Genomic DNA, 14,595 nt, shown 5'->3' with positions numbered 1-14,595 from the left:
TACCATCCCTCCCCCACTTGGCAAAGGGCTTTCCGATTGCGATAGTTTTGGTCCGATAAGGGAGGATCGATCATGGACATGTCCGGCGAAGAACGCATTGCCGCTCCGCGCGAGGCCGTCTGGGCGGCGCTCAACGATCCGGACGTGCTGAAGGCCTGCATCCCGGGCTGTCAGTCGCTCACCATGAAATCGCCGAACGAGCTGGAAGCGACGGTGAAGATCAAGATCGGCCCCGTCTCCGCGAATTTCAGCGGCGAGGTGACGCTGTCGAACCTCAACCCGCCCGAGAGCTACACGATCTCCGGCGAGGGCAAGGGCGGCATCGCCGGCTTTGCCAAGGGCGGCGCGGACGTGCGGCTCACCGAGGATGGCGACGGCACGATCCTTTCCTACGACGTCAAGGCGCAGATCGGCGGCAAGCTCGCCCAGCTCGGCTCGCGCCTCATCGATTCGACCTCGAAGAAGCTCGCGACGCAGTTCTTCGCCGATCTCGGCGCAAAGCTGAACGGGGGCACGGCCTGAGGCGCGCGGCGCGCGCCTACTTGCCGGAAGCCGGCAGCACCGCCTGCGAGGCGATGGCCTCGGCGCGTGTCTTGTGCTTTTCCGCCTCGCTGTGCCACTTGACGGCCTCGCTCGCCTCGATGCGGGCGCGCTTGCGGTACTTGCCCTGGGTGAACCAGGTGGCGAGCGAGCCGATCACCAGGCCGAGGATCACCGCGAGGAAGAGATAGACGAAGAAGGGCGCGGTGACGGAAAGCACGCTGTCTTCCGGTCGGAACGGGTTGAGCGCCAGCGTCACCGGCTGCCGGTTCGCCACCGACAGCACGATCAGCACGATGCCGATCGGGATGAGCACGAGGATGTTGACTACTCTCTTGATCATGGCGTCGCCTTTCTGGCGCAAGGCGCCGTTCGGGCGCCCGCGCTTTAGTCGTCCTGGTCGGCCTGGCCGGGGTTCAGCCGCTCGCGCAGCTCCTTGCCGGTCTTGAAGAAGGGAACCCACTTCTCCTCGACGAAGACCGCATCGCCCGTGCGCGGGTTACGCCCCGAGCGGGAGGGGCGGTTCTTGACGGAGAAGGCGCCGAAGCCGCGCAGCTCCACCCGGTTTCCGCCGGCCAGCGCATCGGTGATCTCATCGAGCACCGCGTTGACGATGTTCTCGACGTCGCGGTGGTAAAGGTGGGGATTGCGCGCGGCGACAATCTGAACCAGTTCCGACTTGATCACTGTATCCCCCTCAAAAATTCTTGTTTTTCAATCGCGATCAACCTGCCAAACCGAGACCAGACCGTCAAGAAACAACTTTTCGCCGGTCAGCTTTTCGATCGTCGGTTGAAGGTCGAGCGGCAGGTCGAAGATGGAGCGAGCGAACTCGCGCAGGCTGGCGCCCATGAAGAAGAAACCGGAGCGGTTCGCCGGCCGGTAATCGACGAAGGGAAGGTCGGCCGGCACCTTGCGCTCGTCGAGATAGGCGCGGATCTCCTGCGGACCGCCGAGCCGGTCGACGAGCCTGGCGGCGAGCGCCTGGCGGCCGGTGAAGATGCTGCCGTCGGCAAGGCGCAGCACCTCGGCGCGCGGCAGCTTGCGGCGCTCGACGACGAGGTCGACGAACCAGTCGTAGCTGTCCATCACCATGGCGCGGATCATCGTCTTGGCCTCCTCGCTTGCCGGATGGAACGGCGAGGGCTCGGCCTTCAGCGGCGCGGACTTGATCTCCTCCAGCGAGACGCCGATCTTGTCCATCAGCTCCTTCATCTGCGGATACTGGAAGAGCACGCCGATGGAACCGGTGATCGAGCTTTCGCCCGCGACGATCGTGTCGCCGGCCGTTGCGATCATGTAGCCCGCGGAGGCGGCGAGCGTGCGCACGTCCGAGACGACGGGCTTCTTTTCCGCCACCTTGCGCAGCGCCTTGAAGATCACCTCGCCGCCATAGGTGGTGCCGCCGGGCGAGGAGATCGTCACGACCAGCGCCTTGGCCCGGTCGTTGCGGGCGATTCGGTCGAGGCGCTCCAGGAGTTCGGTATCGTCCCGGATGATGCCGCTGATGTCCACGCGGGCGATATGGTCGCGTGCCCCGCTGCCCGGCCAGCGCAAGGCGGCCGCGGCGAAGACGGCGAGGAGCACGATCCCGATGGCGGCGATCCGCCAGAAGGTGAGCTTGCGGCGTAGTTGCCGGCGGTCGGCGATGGCGGCGTGATCCATTCCCTGTCCTCAACTCTGGTGGCCACCGCTTGCAAGGTGGCTTGCCGAAGGCCCTATCGATATGGCATTCCAGAGGCAAATGGCAATTCGTCGCTGAACTTTCCTGGGCAGACATTGTTTGTTGAGGAATAATCGCCATATGGGGCCCGTTATCCGCAGTGGCCCGCCGTTTCGCAGCGAACGCCATTCGGCACTTTAATATAGCAGGCACAATGCTGGACACCGTGACAGAAGCACCGTCGGGTGCACAGGGCGTAGGCGCTTCCGCCGAGGCTTACCGCCTCGCGGCGCGGCATTCCGCCCGTGTGCGCGTGCTGAAGGTCGCCCTGCCCGTCGCGGCCATCGTCATCGGCCTTGTCTTCGCCATCGTGTCGATCGTGCGCACCTATGTCCCGTCCAACCTGCAGGTGGAAAGCGCCACCATCGAGGACGGCAAGATCGTCATGCGCAATCCGGCGATTTCCGGCCGCAACGACGACGGCATCAGCTATTCCATGAAGGCCGAGCGCGCGCTGCAGGACATGAAGCAGCCCGACGTCATCACGCTGGAGAACATCACGGCGAAGATGCCGGTCAACGAGACCACGATCGCGGAAGTGGTCGCCGCGACCGGCGTCTACGATCGCGGCAAGAACCTGCTCGACATGATCGCCCCCTTCACCATCAGCCTCAACACCGGCCTTGAAGCCGCCTTCCGTTCGGCCCATCTGGATATCGACGGCGGCAACATGTCGACACAGGAGCCGGTTTCCATCCGCTCGCGCGAAGCATCCATTGTTGCGCAGTCGCTGAGAATGACGGATAAAGGCCGGGTCGTCGTCTTCGAAGGCAAGGTCGTCGTCGATGTCGATCCTGCCGCCATCCGCAACCGAGAAAAGTAAGAGCGCCATGTTCGCCACTCTTTCCGCCCCGCTCCGGGCCGCCAGCATTTCCGTTCTTGCCGCAGGCCTTGCGCTGATCTCGGTTCCTGCGGACGCCCAGCAGACGTCGAGCCGCATGAAGGGCATGCAGCTGTCGAACGACAAGCCGATCCAGATCCAGAGCGACAAGCTGGAAATCCGCGACCAGGAGAACAAGGCCGAGTTTACCGGCAATGTGAAGGTCGTGCAGGGCACGACGACGCTGCAGGCAGGCAAGATGGTCGTCTACTACGCCGCCAGCGGCGGCGGCTCGGTGGCCAGCGGCGATGCGGATATCGAGAAGATCGACGTTTCGGAGAAGGTCTACCTGAAGTCCGGCACGCAGGAAGCGACGGCCGACACCGGCACGTTCAACCTCGTCAACGAGACGCTGCTGCTGAAGGGCGAGAAGGTCGTGCTGTCGGAAGGCAAGAACGTCTTCGTCGGCTGCCAGCTCACGGTGACCATGCGCACCGGCGAGGCCAAGCTCGACGCCTGCGGCGGCCGCGTCATGATCCAGCTCGATCCGAAGTCCCGCAAGCAGACGAACTGATATAGCGTGTCCTCCTCTTTGCTCACCCGCCTGACGCGCCGCCCCAGGAAGGCCGCGCAGGAGCCCCAGCGCAGCGTCGACCTTTCGCGCTACGACGGGACCCTCATTGCCCGCGGGCTGACCAAGAGCTACCGCGACCGCTGTGTCGTCAACGGCGTGTCGCTCGTCGTGCGCCGCGGCGAGGCGGTCGGCCTGCTCGGCCCGAACGGCGCGGGCAAGACGACCTGTTTCTACATGATCACGGGCCTCGTGCCGGTCGACGCGGGCTCGATCGAGATCAACGGCAACGACGTCACGACCATGCCGATGTATCGCCGCGCCCGCCTCGGCGTCGGCTATCTGCCGCAGGAAGCCTCGATCTTCCGCGGGCTGACGGTGGAGGAGAACATCCGCGCCGTGCTGGAAGTGCACGACAAGGACAAGGCGCGGCGCGAGCAGAAGCTCGACAGCCTGCTCGCAGAATTCTCGATCTCGCATCTTCGCAAGTCGCCGGCCATCGCGCTGTCCGGCGGCGAGCGCCGCCGCCTCGAGATCGCCCGGGCGCTCGCCACCGACCCGACCTTCATGCTGCTCGACGAACCTTTTGCCGGCGTCGATCCGATCTCCGTCGCCGACATCCAGGCGCTGGTACGCCACCTCACCTCGCGCGGCATCGGCGTTCTCATCACCGACCACAATGTGCGCGAGACGCTCGGCCTCATCGACCGGGCCTATATCATCCATGCCGGCGAAGTGCTGACCCATGGCCGGGCGAACGACATCGTCGCCAATCCGGATGTGCGCCGCCTCTATCTTGGCGACAATTTCAGCCTCTGACGCAAACCCTGCGCACGCACGCCGCGATTTTCACCAAGTTTACGGCTGGCGCTTGACCAAACCCATCAAAAAAGCAATTTTTGGGCCAGTTGGATTTCGCCGCCCCGCCACGCCGGCCGGAGGCCGCTTTTCCGGGGAGTAGAGCGTCCGCATGGCACTCGCAGCCAGCCTTTTCCTGCGCCAAAGCCAGTCGCTGGTGATGACACCCCAGCTCATGCAGTCCATCCAGCTCCTGCAGATGACGCATGTCGAGCTCAACCAGTTCATCGCGCAGGAACTTGAGAAGAATCCGCTCCTGGAGATCGCCTCCGGCGACGAAGGCGGACGGGACGGCGAGCAGGGCGGCGAGGATTATGCCCTGCCGGGCGAGGAACGCGGCCATGCCGAAGGCGGCGGCGAGGACGGGTTCCAGCCGGACCTCTACGACAGCGCGACCAGCGGCAGCGCGGGCAGCGCACCCGAAACGCTCGATGGCGGCCTCGACAACGTCTTTCCCGACGATGCCGGCCCGCGCGCGGCCGATGCGCCGGAACTCATCGGCCAGTGGAAATCCATGCCCGGCGGCGGCGAGGATGGCGAGGGCTACGACCTCGACGACTTCGTGGCGACCCGCAAGACGCTGCGCGACGTGCTGAACGAGCAGATTCCCTTCCTCCTGCCCGACCCGGTCGACCGGCTGGTCGCCCAGCATCTCGTCGACCAGCTCGACGATGCCGGCTATCTCCAGGGCGGCACGGCCGAGACGGCGCTGCGCCTCGGCAAGCCGGTCGCCGACATCGACCGCGTGCTGCACCGCCTGCAGGAACTCGACCCGCCCGGCGTCTTCGCCCGTTCGCTCAGCGAATGCCTCGCCATCCAGCTGAAGGCGAAGGACCGGCTCGACCCGGCCATGGCGGTGCTCGTCGACAATCTCGAACTGCTCGCCCGGCGCGATTTCGCCACGCTGAAGAAGCTCTGCGGCGTCGGCGAGGAAGACCTCGTCGACATGCTGGCGGAGATCCGCAAGCTCGACCCCAAGCCCGGCACGCGCTACGAGACGAGCGCCTCGGAGGCCGTGGTGCCCGATATCGTCGTGCGCGCCGCGCCGGACGGAACCTGGCATGTCGAGCTCAATGCCGAGACGCTGCCGCGCGTCCTCGTCAATCGCGACTACTACGCCTCCGTCTCCAGCCGCACGAGCCGCGACAGCGCCGATTCCGGCTTCCTCAACGAATGCCTGCAGACGGCCAACTGGCTGACCCGCAGCCTCGACCAGCGCGCCCGCACCATCATGAAGGTGGCGAGCGAGATCGTGCGCCAGCAGGATGCCTTCCTGATGCACGGGGTCGACCATCTGCGCCCCTTGAACCTGAAGACGGTCGCCGAGGCGATCAAGATGCACGAATCGACGGTGAGCCGCGTCACCTCGAACAAATACATGCTGACGCCGCGCGGCCTGTTCGAGCTGAAATATTTCTTCACCGTCTCGATCGGCTCGGCAGAGGGAGGCGATTCCCATTCGGCCGAAAGCGTGCGTCACCGCATCCGCGCCATGATCGCGCAGGAGTCCCCCGACGCGGTGCTCTCTGACGACGACATCGTGGGTGCCCTGCGCGAGGGGGGCGTGGATCTTGCCCGCCGCACCGTGGCGAAATACCGCGAGGCGATGAACATCCCCTCCTCCGTGCAGCGGCGCCGGGAGAAGCGGGCGCTCGCCAAGGCCGCCACCTCGTGAAACAAAGCCGGAGAACCGGCGTTTGCATATGACAGACGTTAAGAATGCGTGAACCCGGGAATTGACTTCGCTGACGGGACGGGCTAATGCGCGCCCCACTTTCGAAGGGAAGGCAGGCCGGAACTCCAGACATATCCCCGCTTTTCTGAAGCGTGCGTCACAAAAACCAGTGCATGCGTGAAAAGCTTGGAACGTGGATAAGGTTGGAATAGACTGTTGCACGCAAATCACGAAAGAGAGGAAACCTCCATGAGTGTGCGTGTATCCGGAAAACATATGGAAATCGGCGACAGCTTCCGCCAGCGTATTGAAGAGCAGGTGGGAGAGGCCGTAACCAAATATTTCGACGGAGGATATTCGAGCCAGGTTACCGTGGAAAAAGCGGGGTCGCGGTTCAGTGCCGATTGCAAGGTGCACCTCGATACCGGCATGGCCTTGCAGGCGAATGGCGAAGCGAACGATCCCCTGGCGGCCTTCCAATCGGCCTCCGAACGGATCGAGAAGCGCCTGCGTCGGTACAAGCGCAAGCTCAAGGATCACCACAACGGCAATGGTCATGATGCCTTTGCAGAAGTGGCTTACACGGTGATGGATTCGGTCCCCGATGAAGACGACGAGCTTCCCGAGGACTACGCGCCGACCATCGTTGCGGAAAGCACGAAGAAACTCAGGACCATGTCCGTCGCCAGCGCCGTCATGGCGCTCGACATGACGGACGAGCCGGTCCTTCTCTTCCGCAGCGCCGGGTCGGAGCAGCTCAATATCGTCTACCGACGCAACGACGGCAATATTGGCTGGATCGACGCAGCCAATATCAAAGGCTGAGTGACGGGAGCGTGGCGCCGGGACGGGCGCCACGCTTCTTCAATCCCTTCACCCAGCGCACGAGGACAAAAGCATGGCATTGGCAGGTTTGCTGCAGCAGAGTGCGATTATTCCGGCGATGAAGGCCAATTCCAAGAAGCAGCTGCTTCAGGAGCTGGCGACAAAAGCGGCAAAGATCACCGGTCTTCCGGAACGTGAGATCTTCGACGTCATCCTTCAGCGCGAGCGGCTCGGTTCGACCGGCGTGGGCAATGGCATCGCCATCCCGCACGGCAAGCTGAAGGAGCTTTCGCAGATCACCGGTCTCTTCGCGAGGCTCGAAACCCCCGTGGACTTCGAGGCGCTGGACGACCAGCCGGTCGACCTCGTCTTCCTGCTTCTGGCCCCGGAAGGCGCCGGCGCGGACCACCTCAAGGCATTGTCGCGCATCGCCCGCGTGCTGCGCGACCCGGCAATGGTCGCAAAGCTGCGCGCCTCCGACAGCGAGAGCGCCATCTATGCCTGCCTCAGCGAGGAGCAGGCATCGAACGCGGCCTAGCGTTTTATGGAATGCACATGAAAAAACCGGCGGTTTTGCGACCGCCGGTTTTCTTTGTCCTGTCGTCTGCCGATCAGGCCTGCGCGGTGCTCGCCTCGCTGGCGGGCGCCTTCGGGCCACCCTTGGAAACGCCGACCATGGCCGGGCGCAGCACGCGCTCGCCGATGACGTAGCCGTCCTGCACGACCTGCACGACCGTGTTGTTGGCGACGTCCGGGTTCGGCACTTCGAACATGGCCTGGTGGAAGTTCGGATCGAACTTCTCGCCGATCGGGTCAAGCTTGCGCACGCCGTGGCGTTCGAGCGCTGCGAGCATGGAACGCTCGGTCATCTCCACGCCCTCGGCCAGCGCCTTCAGGCCGGTGTCTTCGGCGGCCTGCGCTTCGGCCGGAATGGCATCCAGCGCGCGGCGCAGGTTGTCGGACACGGCCAGCATGTCGCGGGCAAAACCGGCGACGGAATAGGACTTGGCGTCCTTCACGTCACGCTCGGTGCGCCGGCGCAGGTTGTCCATCTCGGCGGCGAGGCGCAGGTACTTGTCCCTGAGTTCGGCGTTTTCGGCCCGCAGGGCATCGACCGGATCCGGCTCCGCCGGGGCGGCCGCCTCGGCAGTCGCCTCCTCCGGCGCGAATGTGTCGGCGGCGATGGTGCTCTCTACCGCTTCGTCAGGTCCGTGTTTCTTGCTCTCGTCGGTCATGACGTACTCCGAATTGCATCTTTTAAGGGGTTTGGCCCGATATCGAGCTTTGATCCCGAAAAATCAAGGGCCGATGCCCGGATTGCGGGCATTCAGCGCGAAAGCCGCGAGATCAGCTGGGCCGTATAGTCCACCATGGGCACGATCCGGGAATAGTTGAGCCGCGTCGGCCCGATGACGCCGACGGCCCCGACGATCTTGTCGTCGCTGTCGCGATAGGGCGCGACGATGAGCGAGGAGCCGGACAGCGAGAAGAGCTTGTTCTCCGAGCCGATGAAGATGCGCACGCCCGGGCCCGTCTCGGCAAGGTTCAAGAGTTCGATCAGGCTGTCCTTGCGCTCCAGGTCGTCGAAGAGCATGCGCAGGCGATCGATATCCTCGGCGCCGGCAAGGCCTTCCAAGAGGTTCGCCCGGCCGCGCACGATGAGCCGCGTCGGCTTGCCCTCATCGAAGCCGCCGGACCAGACCGCAAGGCCCCGCTCGACGAGATCCTGCGACAGCTTGTCCAGCTCGCTGCTGATTTCGCCGCGCAGCCGTTCGAGCTGCGAGCGCGCTTCCACGAGCGTGTTGCCGGCAAGATGGGCGTTGAGGAAGTTGGCGGCCTCCGTGAGCTGCGAGCTGGTGACGCCGGCCGGCAGTTCGATGATGCGGTTCTCAACCTGGTCGTGATCGCCGACCAGCACGACCAGCGCCTTGGTCGGCTCCAGCCGGATGAACTCGACATGCTTCAGCACGGCGTCGTTCTTCGTGGTGATGACGAGGCCCGCGCCGCGCGACATGCCGGACAGCGCCTGGCTCGCCTCGTTCATCATGGTCTCGACGGCGGTATGCTTCTGGCCGTGCGGGCGCACATGGCGCTCGATCGAGGCGCGGTCCTCCGGCGAGATGTTGCCCACCTGCATGAAGGCATCGACGAAGAAACGCAGGCCAAGCTGCGTCGGCAGCCGCCCGGCGCTGATATGCGGCGAATAGATGAGGCCGAGCTCCTCGAGGTCGCTCATCACGTTGCGCACCGAGGCCGGCGAGAGCGACATGGGCAGGATGCGCGACAGGTTGCGCGAGCCGAGCGGCTCGCCGCTTTCCAGATAGCTCTCGACGATGCGGCGGAAGATTTCGCCCGAACGCTCGTCGAGCGCCGCCTGACTGTCAGGACCCGGAGATCTCTTCAAAACCATCTTTCCGCTGCAAACCCTGTTATCCGACAGGAATATAGTGATTTCGAAGGTCAGCGCAAAACGGATTTTCCCGGCATGGTTTCCCGCTGCAAGGTGCCAAAACGCAAGCGCCGTGCCGCACCACCATTCCCTCGCCCGGCGATCTGGTCTAAAGCAGCTTCCCAGACAATTCAGACAGGAGTTCGCAATGCGGCCGTCCGGCAGAAAAACCGACCAGATGCGCAAGGTTTCCTTCGAGCGCAACATTTCCAAACATGCCGAAGGCTCCTGTCTCGTCAAGTTCGGCGATACGCACGTGCTCGTCACCGCGAGCCTGGAAGAAAAGACGCCGCCGTGGCTGCGCAACAGCGGCAAGGGCTGGGTGACCGCCGAATACGGCATGCTGCCGCGCGCCACCGGCGAACGCATGCGGCGCGAAGCGGCATCCGGCAAGCAGGGCGGCCGCACGCAGGAGATCCAGCGTCTCATCGGCCGCTCGCTGCGCGCCGTCGTCGATCTCGAAGCGCTCGGCGAACGCCAGATCACCGTCGACTGCGATGTCATCCAGGCCGACGGCGGCACGCGCACCGCGTCCATCACCGGTGCCTGGATCGCCCTTCACGACTGCCTGAAATGGATGGAAGCCCGCAGCATGATCAAGGTGGAGAAGGTCCTGAAGGACCATGTCGCCGCGATCTCCTGCGGCATCTTCGCCGCCCAGTCGGTCATCGACCTCGACTATCTCGAAGACTCCGCCGCCGAGACCGACGCCAATTTCGTCATGACCGGCTCGGGCGGCATCGTCGAAATCCAGGGCACCGCCGAGGGCAAGCCGTTCACGGAGGAGGAATTCTCCGGCCTGATGGCGCTCGCCCGCGCCGGCATCGCCGACCTCGTCGGCCTGCAGAAGCAGGCGATCGCCTGAGACAGGTTTCGCCATGACCGCCGCGATCGAAGGCATTCTCGAAACCGCGCTCTACGCGGACGACCTCGACGCGGCGGAAGCCTTCTATGGCGGCATCCTGGGATTGGAAAAGATCACGCGGCAGGCGAACCGCCACGTCTTCTTCCGCTGCGGCCCCGGCGTTCTCCTGATCTTCAATCCGGCCGAGACCGTGCATCCGCCGCCGCCCCAGGCCTTTCCGGTGCCGGTGCACGGCGCGAGGGGGCCGGGCCATGCCTGTTTCCGCGTGCCGGGCCCGGCGCTTGATTTCTGGGTGAAAAAGCTCGAAGAAGCCGGCATCGCCATCGAAGCGGATTTCCGCTGGCCGAACGGCGCCCGCTCCATCTATTTCCGCGACCCCGCCGGCAACAGCCTCGAATGCGCCGAACCGGGCCTCTGGAACATCGCTTGAGGAATTTCATGCGCAAGCTCGACACCAAGACGATCGTCGTCGCCAGCCACAATGCCGGGAAGATCCGCGAGATCGAGGACCTGATCGGCCCCTTCGGCTTTTCCGCCAGGTCCGCCGCCGAACTGAAATTCGAGGAACCGGACGAGACCGGCACGACCTTCGAGGAAAACGCGACGATCAAGGCGCTCGCCTCAGCGAAGGCCGCGGGCCTGCCCGCCCTTTCGGACGATTCCGGCCTCGTCATCGACGCGCTCGACGGCGCGCCGGGCGTCTACACGGCGAACTGGGCGGAAAAGGAAGACGGCACGCGCGACTTTGCCATGGCCATGGAGAAGGTGGAGAAGGCGCTTGCCGAGAAGGGCGCCACCGAGGCGAAGGACCGCACGGCGCGCTTCGTCTCCGTGCTCTGCCTTGCCTGGCCGGACGGCCATACCGAACTCTTCCGCGGCGAAGTGGAAGGCCACGTCGTCTGGCCGCCGCGTGGCACGCAGGGTTTCGGCTACGATCCGGTCTTCCGGCCGGACGGCTACGAGACGACCTTCGGCGAGATGAGCGCGCAGGAAAAGCACGGCTGGAAGCCGGGCGATGCGGCCGCGCTGTCGCACCGCGCCCGCGCCTTCAAGCGCTTCGTCGAAACCTGCCTGAAGGCCTGAGGCGCGATGACGGCGGTGCCCCTCGACATCCGGCCGGGCACGGGATCGGACCTTTCCGACCCCGGCTTCGGCATCTATGTGCACTGGCCGTTCTGTGCCGCCAAATGCCCCTATTGCGACTTCAACAGCCATGTGCGCCACCAGCCGGTCGATCAGCCGCGTTTCGTGCAGGCCTTCCTGAAGGAAATGGCGACGATGCGCCGGCTCACCGGCTCGCGCAGCGTCACCAGCATCTTCATGGGCGGCGGCACGCCCTCGCTGATGGCGCCGGAAACGGTGGATGCGATCCTCAACGGCATCGCCCGCCACTGGCATGTGCCTGACGGCATCGAGATCACCATGGAGGCGAACCCCTCCAGCGTCGAGGCCGAACGGTTCCGCGGCTATCGCGCGGCCGGCGTCAACCGCGTCTCGCTCGGCGTTCAGGCGCTGAACGACCGGGACCTCAAATTCCTCGGCCGGCTGCATGACGTTGCCGACGCACTGAAGGCGATCCGCCTCGCGCGCGACATCTTTCCGCGCATGTCCTTCGACCTCATCTATGCCCGGCCGAACCAGACCGTCGAGGACTGGGACCGCGAATTGAAGCAGGCCGTCTCCTACGCCGTCGATCATCTCTCGCTCTACCAGCTCACCATCGAGGAGGGCACGCCCTTCTACGGCCTTCACAAGGCCGGCAAGCTGGTCGTGCCTGACGGGGAGCAGTCCGCCGTGCTCTACGAGGCGACGCAGGAAATCACCGAGCGCGAAAACATGCCGGCCTACGAGGTCTCCAACCACGCCCGCCCCGGCGCGGAGAGCCGCCACAACCTCACCTATTGGCGCTATGGCGACTATGTCGGCATCGGTCCCGGCGCGCATGGCCGCCTGACGACCGGCGGCGCGAAGATCGCCACCGCCACGGAGCGCAAGCCGGAAGCCTGGCTGGAACGGGTCGAGGCGGAAGGCCACGGCATGATCGACCAGGAGCTTCTGGAGCGCGAGGCACAGGCGGACGAACTGCTGCTGATGGGCCTGCGCCTCAAGGAGGGCGTCGATCTCGCCCGCTGGCAGACCCTCTCCGGCCGCGACCCGGATCCCGACCGGGAACAGTTCCTCATCGAGCACGGCTTCATCGAGCGGCTCGGCAATTCGCGGCTGCGCTGCACGCCGGCCGGCATGCTGATCCTCGATGCCGTCGTCGCGGACCTCGCCTGCTGATCAGCCGCCGGCATCCGAGCCGAGCGGCCGGCGCTTTTCCATCACCATGCGCAGGAGACGCCCGTCGATGGCCGCAAGGCCGACGGCGATCAGCGCCATGCCGGCAAAATGCTTCGGCGCCAGCACCTCGCCGAGAACCAGCGCGCCGAGCAGGATGGCGCTGACGGGGATGAGGAAGGTCACGAGCATCAGGTTCGTCGCACCCGCCGTGGCGAGAATGCGGAAGAAGATGACATAGGCGAGCGCGGTGGCGAGGAAGGCGAGGCCGAACAGGGCCATCCAGGTCTGCGCCGAGGGCATGGCGAGCGTCCATGGGCGGTCGACGACCAGCGCGACGGGCAGCATCAGCACGGCGGAGGCCGTCACCTGCCCTGCGGCCGGCAGCAGCGGCGGCAGGCCCAGGCGGCGGAAGCGGCGGCCGAAGATGCCGGCGATCGAATAGGAGACGGCGCCGCCGAGCACGGCAAGCTGCGCCAGGAGGTTGGCGCCGAGATCGGAGAGGACCGAGGGGCCGATCATCAGCGCTACGCCGAGAAAGCCGACGAGGACGCCGACGAGCCGTCCGCCCGTCATCTTCTCGTCCGTCGTCAGCAGATGGGCGGCGATGACGGCAAAGAGCGGCGTGGTGGCGTTGAGGATGGAGGCGAGGCCGCTCGCGATGTGCGTCTGGCCCCAGACGATCAGCGAGAACGGGATGATGTTGTTGAGCACGCCCATGCCGAGGAAGGCGAGCCAGACTTCCCTGCTGCGCGGAACGGCATGGCCGGCAAGGCGCACGACCGTCCAGAGCGCGAGGGCGGCAAGGCCGACGCGGGCGGTGACGATGGTGAGCGTCGGCAACTCGCGCACCAGGATGCCGTTGAAGAGGAACGAACCGCCCCAGAGAAGCGAGAGCGCGATGAGCAGGCCCCATTCGCCTGCGGTCATGCTACGGTTGGCCATGGGAATCTCCTTGCGAAATTTTCTAAACCTGTCGCAGTGCCCGGATGTCAAAATCCGGCTTTCGCGCTATAATTTCGCGGATTTTCATGCCGTACAAACGATCATATTTCGGCTCTTCAGCGAGGAAAACTAAATCATGAACGGCCGCCTCCCCTCCCTTTCCGGCCTGCGCGCCTTCGAAGCGGCGGCGCGACACCTGAGCGTCACGCTCGCCGCCGGCGAGCTCAATGTCACGCCGGGCGCCGTCAGCCTGCAGATCCGCGAGCTGGAGCAATCGCTCGGCGTGCAGCTCTTCGAGCGCCGGCCGCGGCAGATCAGGTTGACGGAGAATGGCGAGGGCTACTTCAAGGCGATGCGCTCGGCCTTCCGCATGATGCGCGAGGCGACCGACGAATTGCTGGCCCGGGCAAAATCCCCCGCGACGCTGGCAATCAGTTGCACGCCGACCTTCGCCGCACAGTGGCTCGTGCCGCGCCTGCCGAAATTCGAGGAGCGCCTGCCCGGCGCCGACATCCGTATCAGTGCCTCCAACCGCCTCGTCGACTTTGCCCGCGACGGCGTCGATATCGCGATCCGCCACGGCTTCGGCCGCTACGAGGGCCTTGTCAGCGAAAGGCTGCTCGACGACGACCTGATGCCCGTCATCGCGCCTGCCCTCAAGGAGAAGATCCCGCTCGATGCGCCGGCGGACCTTGCCGGCCATGTGCTGATCCACGACGTGCACCGGCAGGACTGGCGGCTCTGGCTGGAGGCGATGGGCGTTGCCGGCATCGACGTGCAGCGCGGCCCCGTCTTCACCGACAGCAACGGCGCGATCGAGGCGGCCAAGGCCGGTGACGGCGTGGCGCTGGCGCGGCTTTCGCTGGTGGCACGCGAGGTCCAGGAGCGGCGGCTTATCGCCCCCTTCCCGCGCGGCGTGGCGACGGGGCTTGCCTATTACATCGTCTATCCGCCGGGCGCGCTGGACCGGCCGGCGGTCGCGGCTTTGCGGCAATGGCTGACGGAAGAGGCGCGCGCGGTGCGCGGACACTGAAAAGGAGCCTT

Annotated in this window: 18 protein-coding genes; 12 read left to right on the top strand and 6 right to left on the bottom strand. The window is 65.3% G+C overall.

Annotation, left to right across the window (positions count from 1 at the left end):
* The first annotated feature begins 72 nt into the window (after positions 1-72).
* Entirely contained in the window at positions 73-522 is a 450-nt protein-coding gene (locus AABQ55_RS04375; protein WP_064328626.1) for an SRPBCC family protein, read from the top strand.
* A 16-nt stretch (positions 523-538) separates the two neighbouring features.
* Here AABQ55_RS04375 and AABQ55_RS04370 read toward each other — a convergent pair whose 3' ends face one another.
* From AABQ55_RS04370 to sppA, 3 genes are read right to left on the bottom strand one after another with little or no spacing between them, the layout of a single operon-like run.
* The gene (locus AABQ55_RS04370) at positions 539-883 is read right to left on the bottom strand and encodes a LapA family protein (protein ID WP_064328625.1); all 345 of its coding nucleotides are present in this window, start codon (positions 881-883) and stop codon (positions 539-541) included.
* 44 nt (positions 884-927) lie between these two features.
* On the bottom strand, positions 928-1,245 hold the full coding sequence (locus AABQ55_RS04365) for an integration host factor subunit beta (RefSeq protein WP_160858077.1): 318 nt from the start codon (positions 1,243-1,245) through the stop codon (positions 928-930).
* A gap of 9 nt (positions 1,246-1,254) precedes the next feature.
* Positions 1,255-2,205, bottom strand: coding sequence for a signal peptide peptidase SppA (gene sppA / locus AABQ55_RS04360; RefSeq protein ID WP_272804225.1), 951 nt, complete (start codon positions 2,203-2,205; stop codon positions 1,255-1,257).
* 212 nt (positions 2,206-2,417) lie between these two features.
* On the opposite strand from sppA, the gene lptC reads away from it, so the two are divergent.
* The 6 genes from lptC to ptsN all read left to right on the top strand — a co-directional run bounded on the left by lptC (position 2,418) and on the right by ptsN (position 7,550).
* On the top strand, positions 2,418-3,086 hold the full coding sequence (gene lptC / locus AABQ55_RS04355) for an LPS export ABC transporter periplasmic protein LptC (protein WP_272804224.1): 669 nt from the start codon (positions 2,418-2,420) through the stop codon (positions 3,084-3,086).
* A 7-nt stretch (positions 3,087-3,093) separates the two neighbouring features.
* Positions 3,094-3,657 carry an LptA/OstA family protein gene (locus AABQ55_RS04350; RefSeq protein WP_272804223.1) on the top strand — a complete coding sequence of 188 codons (564 nt, stop codon included), beginning with the start codon at positions 3,094-3,096 and terminating at the stop codon, positions 3,655-3,657.
* A gap of 18 nt (positions 3,658-3,675) precedes the next feature.
* Positions 3,676-4,473 (top strand): LPS export ABC transporter ATP-binding protein, encoded by a 798-nt coding sequence (gene lptB, locus AABQ55_RS04345; protein WP_398430435.1) that lies wholly within the window; start codon positions 3,676-3,678, stop codon positions 4,471-4,473.
* Between the two features lie 151 nt (positions 4,474-4,624).
* Positions 4,625-6,187, top strand: coding sequence for an RNA polymerase factor sigma-54 (rpoN, locus tag AABQ55_RS04340; protein WP_272804222.1), 1,563 nt, complete (start codon positions 4,625-4,627; stop codon positions 6,185-6,187).
* A 249-nt stretch (positions 6,188-6,436) separates the two neighbouring features.
* Positions 6,437-7,012, top strand: a complete 576-nt coding sequence (gene hpf / locus AABQ55_RS04335; protein WP_244767239.1) for a ribosome hibernation-promoting factor, HPF/YfiA family — start codon at positions 6,437-6,439, stop codon at positions 7,010-7,012.
* A 73-nt stretch (positions 7,013-7,085) separates the two neighbouring features.
* Positions 7,086-7,550, top strand: a complete 465-nt coding sequence (ptsN, locus tag AABQ55_RS04330; protein WP_023516844.1) for a PTS IIA-like nitrogen regulatory protein PtsN — start codon at positions 7,086-7,088, stop codon at positions 7,548-7,550.
* A gap of 73 nt (positions 7,551-7,623) precedes the next feature.
* Here ptsN and grpE read toward each other — a convergent pair whose 3' ends face one another.
* A complete protein-coding gene (gene grpE / locus AABQ55_RS04325) occupies positions 7,624-8,247 on the bottom strand; it encodes a nucleotide exchange factor GrpE (protein WP_272804221.1) in 624 nt (207 codons plus the stop codon).
* 92 nt (positions 8,248-8,339) lie between these two features.
* Positions 8,340-9,416, bottom strand: a complete 1,077-nt coding sequence (hrcA, locus tag AABQ55_RS04320; protein ID WP_244767237.1) for a heat-inducible transcriptional repressor HrcA — start codon at positions 9,414-9,416, stop codon at positions 8,340-8,342.
* A gap of 193 nt (positions 9,417-9,609) precedes the next feature.
* Here hrcA and rph point away from each other — a divergent pair, with 193 nt between their 5' ends.
* Genes rph through hemW form a run of 4 tightly spaced genes read left to right on the top strand, consistent with a single transcriptional unit; the run spans position 9,610 to position 12,609 of the window.
* A complete protein-coding gene (gene rph, locus AABQ55_RS04315; RefSeq protein ID WP_244767236.1) occupies positions 9,610-10,326 on the top strand; it encodes a ribonuclease PH in 717 nt (238 codons plus the stop codon).
* A gap of 13 nt (positions 10,327-10,339) precedes the next feature.
* Positions 10,340-10,756, top strand: a complete 417-nt coding sequence (locus AABQ55_RS04310) for a VOC family protein (RefSeq protein ID WP_272804220.1) — start codon at positions 10,340-10,342, stop codon at positions 10,754-10,756.
* Between the two features lie 8 nt (positions 10,757-10,764).
* The gene (rdgB, locus tag AABQ55_RS04305) at positions 10,765-11,409 is read left to right on the top strand and encodes an RdgB/HAM1 family non-canonical purine NTP pyrophosphatase (protein WP_272804219.1); all 645 of its coding nucleotides are present in this window, start codon (positions 10,765-10,767) and stop codon (positions 11,407-11,409) included.
* Between the two features lie 6 nt (positions 11,410-11,415).
* Positions 11,416-12,609 (top strand): radical SAM family heme chaperone HemW, encoded by a 1,194-nt coding sequence (gene hemW / locus AABQ55_RS04300; RefSeq protein ID WP_272804218.1) that lies wholly within the window; start codon positions 11,416-11,418, stop codon positions 12,607-12,609.
* Here the strand turns inward: hemW and AABQ55_RS04295 are convergent, their stop codons facing one another.
* On the bottom strand, positions 12,610-13,551 hold the full coding sequence (locus tag AABQ55_RS04295; RefSeq protein ID WP_272804217.1) for a DMT family transporter: 942 nt from the start codon (positions 13,549-13,551) through the stop codon (positions 12,610-12,612).
* Positions 13,552-13,687: 136 nt separating this feature from the next.
* Between AABQ55_RS04295 and gcvA the strand changes: the two genes are divergently transcribed.
* Entirely contained in the window at positions 13,688-14,584 is an 897-nt protein-coding gene (gcvA, locus tag AABQ55_RS04290) for a transcriptional regulator GcvA (RefSeq protein ID WP_272804216.1), read from the top strand.
* Positions 14,585-14,595: the final 11 nt, after the last annotated feature.

Source organism: Shinella sp. WSD5-1 (genome assembly GCF_963942435.1).
In the GTDB taxonomy this organism is placed as follows: domain Bacteria; phylum Pseudomonadota; class Alphaproteobacteria; order Rhizobiales; family Rhizobiaceae; genus Shinella; species Shinella yambaruensis.
The sequence above is the reverse complement of the archived record's forward strand: the minus strand, read 5'-3'. Positions and strand labels throughout refer to the sequence as shown.

Bases quoted from the DNA above. Each gene is read 5' to 3' on its own strand.
- hpf (WP_244767239.1), top strand. From the start codon at position 6,437: ATGAGTGTGCGTGTATCCGGAAAACATATGGAAATCGGCGACAGCTTC.
- rdgB (WP_272804219.1), top strand. From the start codon at position 10,765: ATGCGCAAGCTCGACACCAAGACGATCGTCGTCGCCAGCCACAATGCC.
- grpE (WP_272804221.1), bottom strand. From the start codon at position 8,247: ATGACCGACGAGAGCAAGAAACACGGACCTGACGAAGCGGTAGAGAGC.
- rpoN (WP_272804222.1), top strand. From the start codon at position 4,625: ATGGCACTCGCAGCCAGCCTTTTCCTGCGCCAAAGCCAGTCGCTGGTG.
- sppA (WP_272804225.1), bottom strand. From the start codon at position 2,205: ATGGATCACGCCGCCATCGCCGACCGCCGGCAACTACGCCGCAAGCTC.
- AABQ55_RS04295 (WP_272804217.1), bottom strand. From the start codon at position 13,551: ATGGCCAACCGTAGCATGACCGCAGGCGAATGGGGCCTGCTCATCGCG.
- AABQ55_RS04375 (WP_064328626.1), top strand. From the start codon at position 73: ATGGACATGTCCGGCGAAGAACGCATTGCCGCTCCGCGCGAGGCCGTC.
- AABQ55_RS04350 (WP_272804223.1), top strand. From the start codon at position 3,094: ATGTTCGCCACTCTTTCCGCCCCGCTCCGGGCCGCCAGCATTTCCGTT.
- rph (WP_244767236.1), top strand. From the start codon at position 9,610: ATGCGGCCGTCCGGCAGAAAAACCGACCAGATGCGCAAGGTTTCCTTC.
- AABQ55_RS04370 (WP_064328625.1), bottom strand. From the start codon at position 883: ATGATCAAGAGAGTAGTCAACATCCTCGTGCTCATCCCGATCGGCATC.
- ptsN (WP_023516844.1), top strand. From the start codon at position 7,086: ATGGCATTGGCAGGTTTGCTGCAGCAGAGTGCGATTATTCCGGCGATG.
- gcvA (WP_272804216.1), top strand. From the start codon at position 13,688: ATGAACGGCCGCCTCCCCTCCCTTTCCGGCCTGCGCGCCTTCGAAGCG.
- hemW (WP_272804218.1), top strand. From the start codon at position 11,416: ATGACGGCGGTGCCCCTCGACATCCGGCCGGGCACGGGATCGGACCTT.
- AABQ55_RS04310 (WP_272804220.1), top strand. From the start codon at position 10,340: ATGACCGCCGCGATCGAAGGCATTCTCGAAACCGCGCTCTACGCGGAC.
- lptC (WP_272804224.1), top strand. From the start codon at position 2,418: ATGCTGGACACCGTGACAGAAGCACCGTCGGGTGCACAGGGCGTAGGC.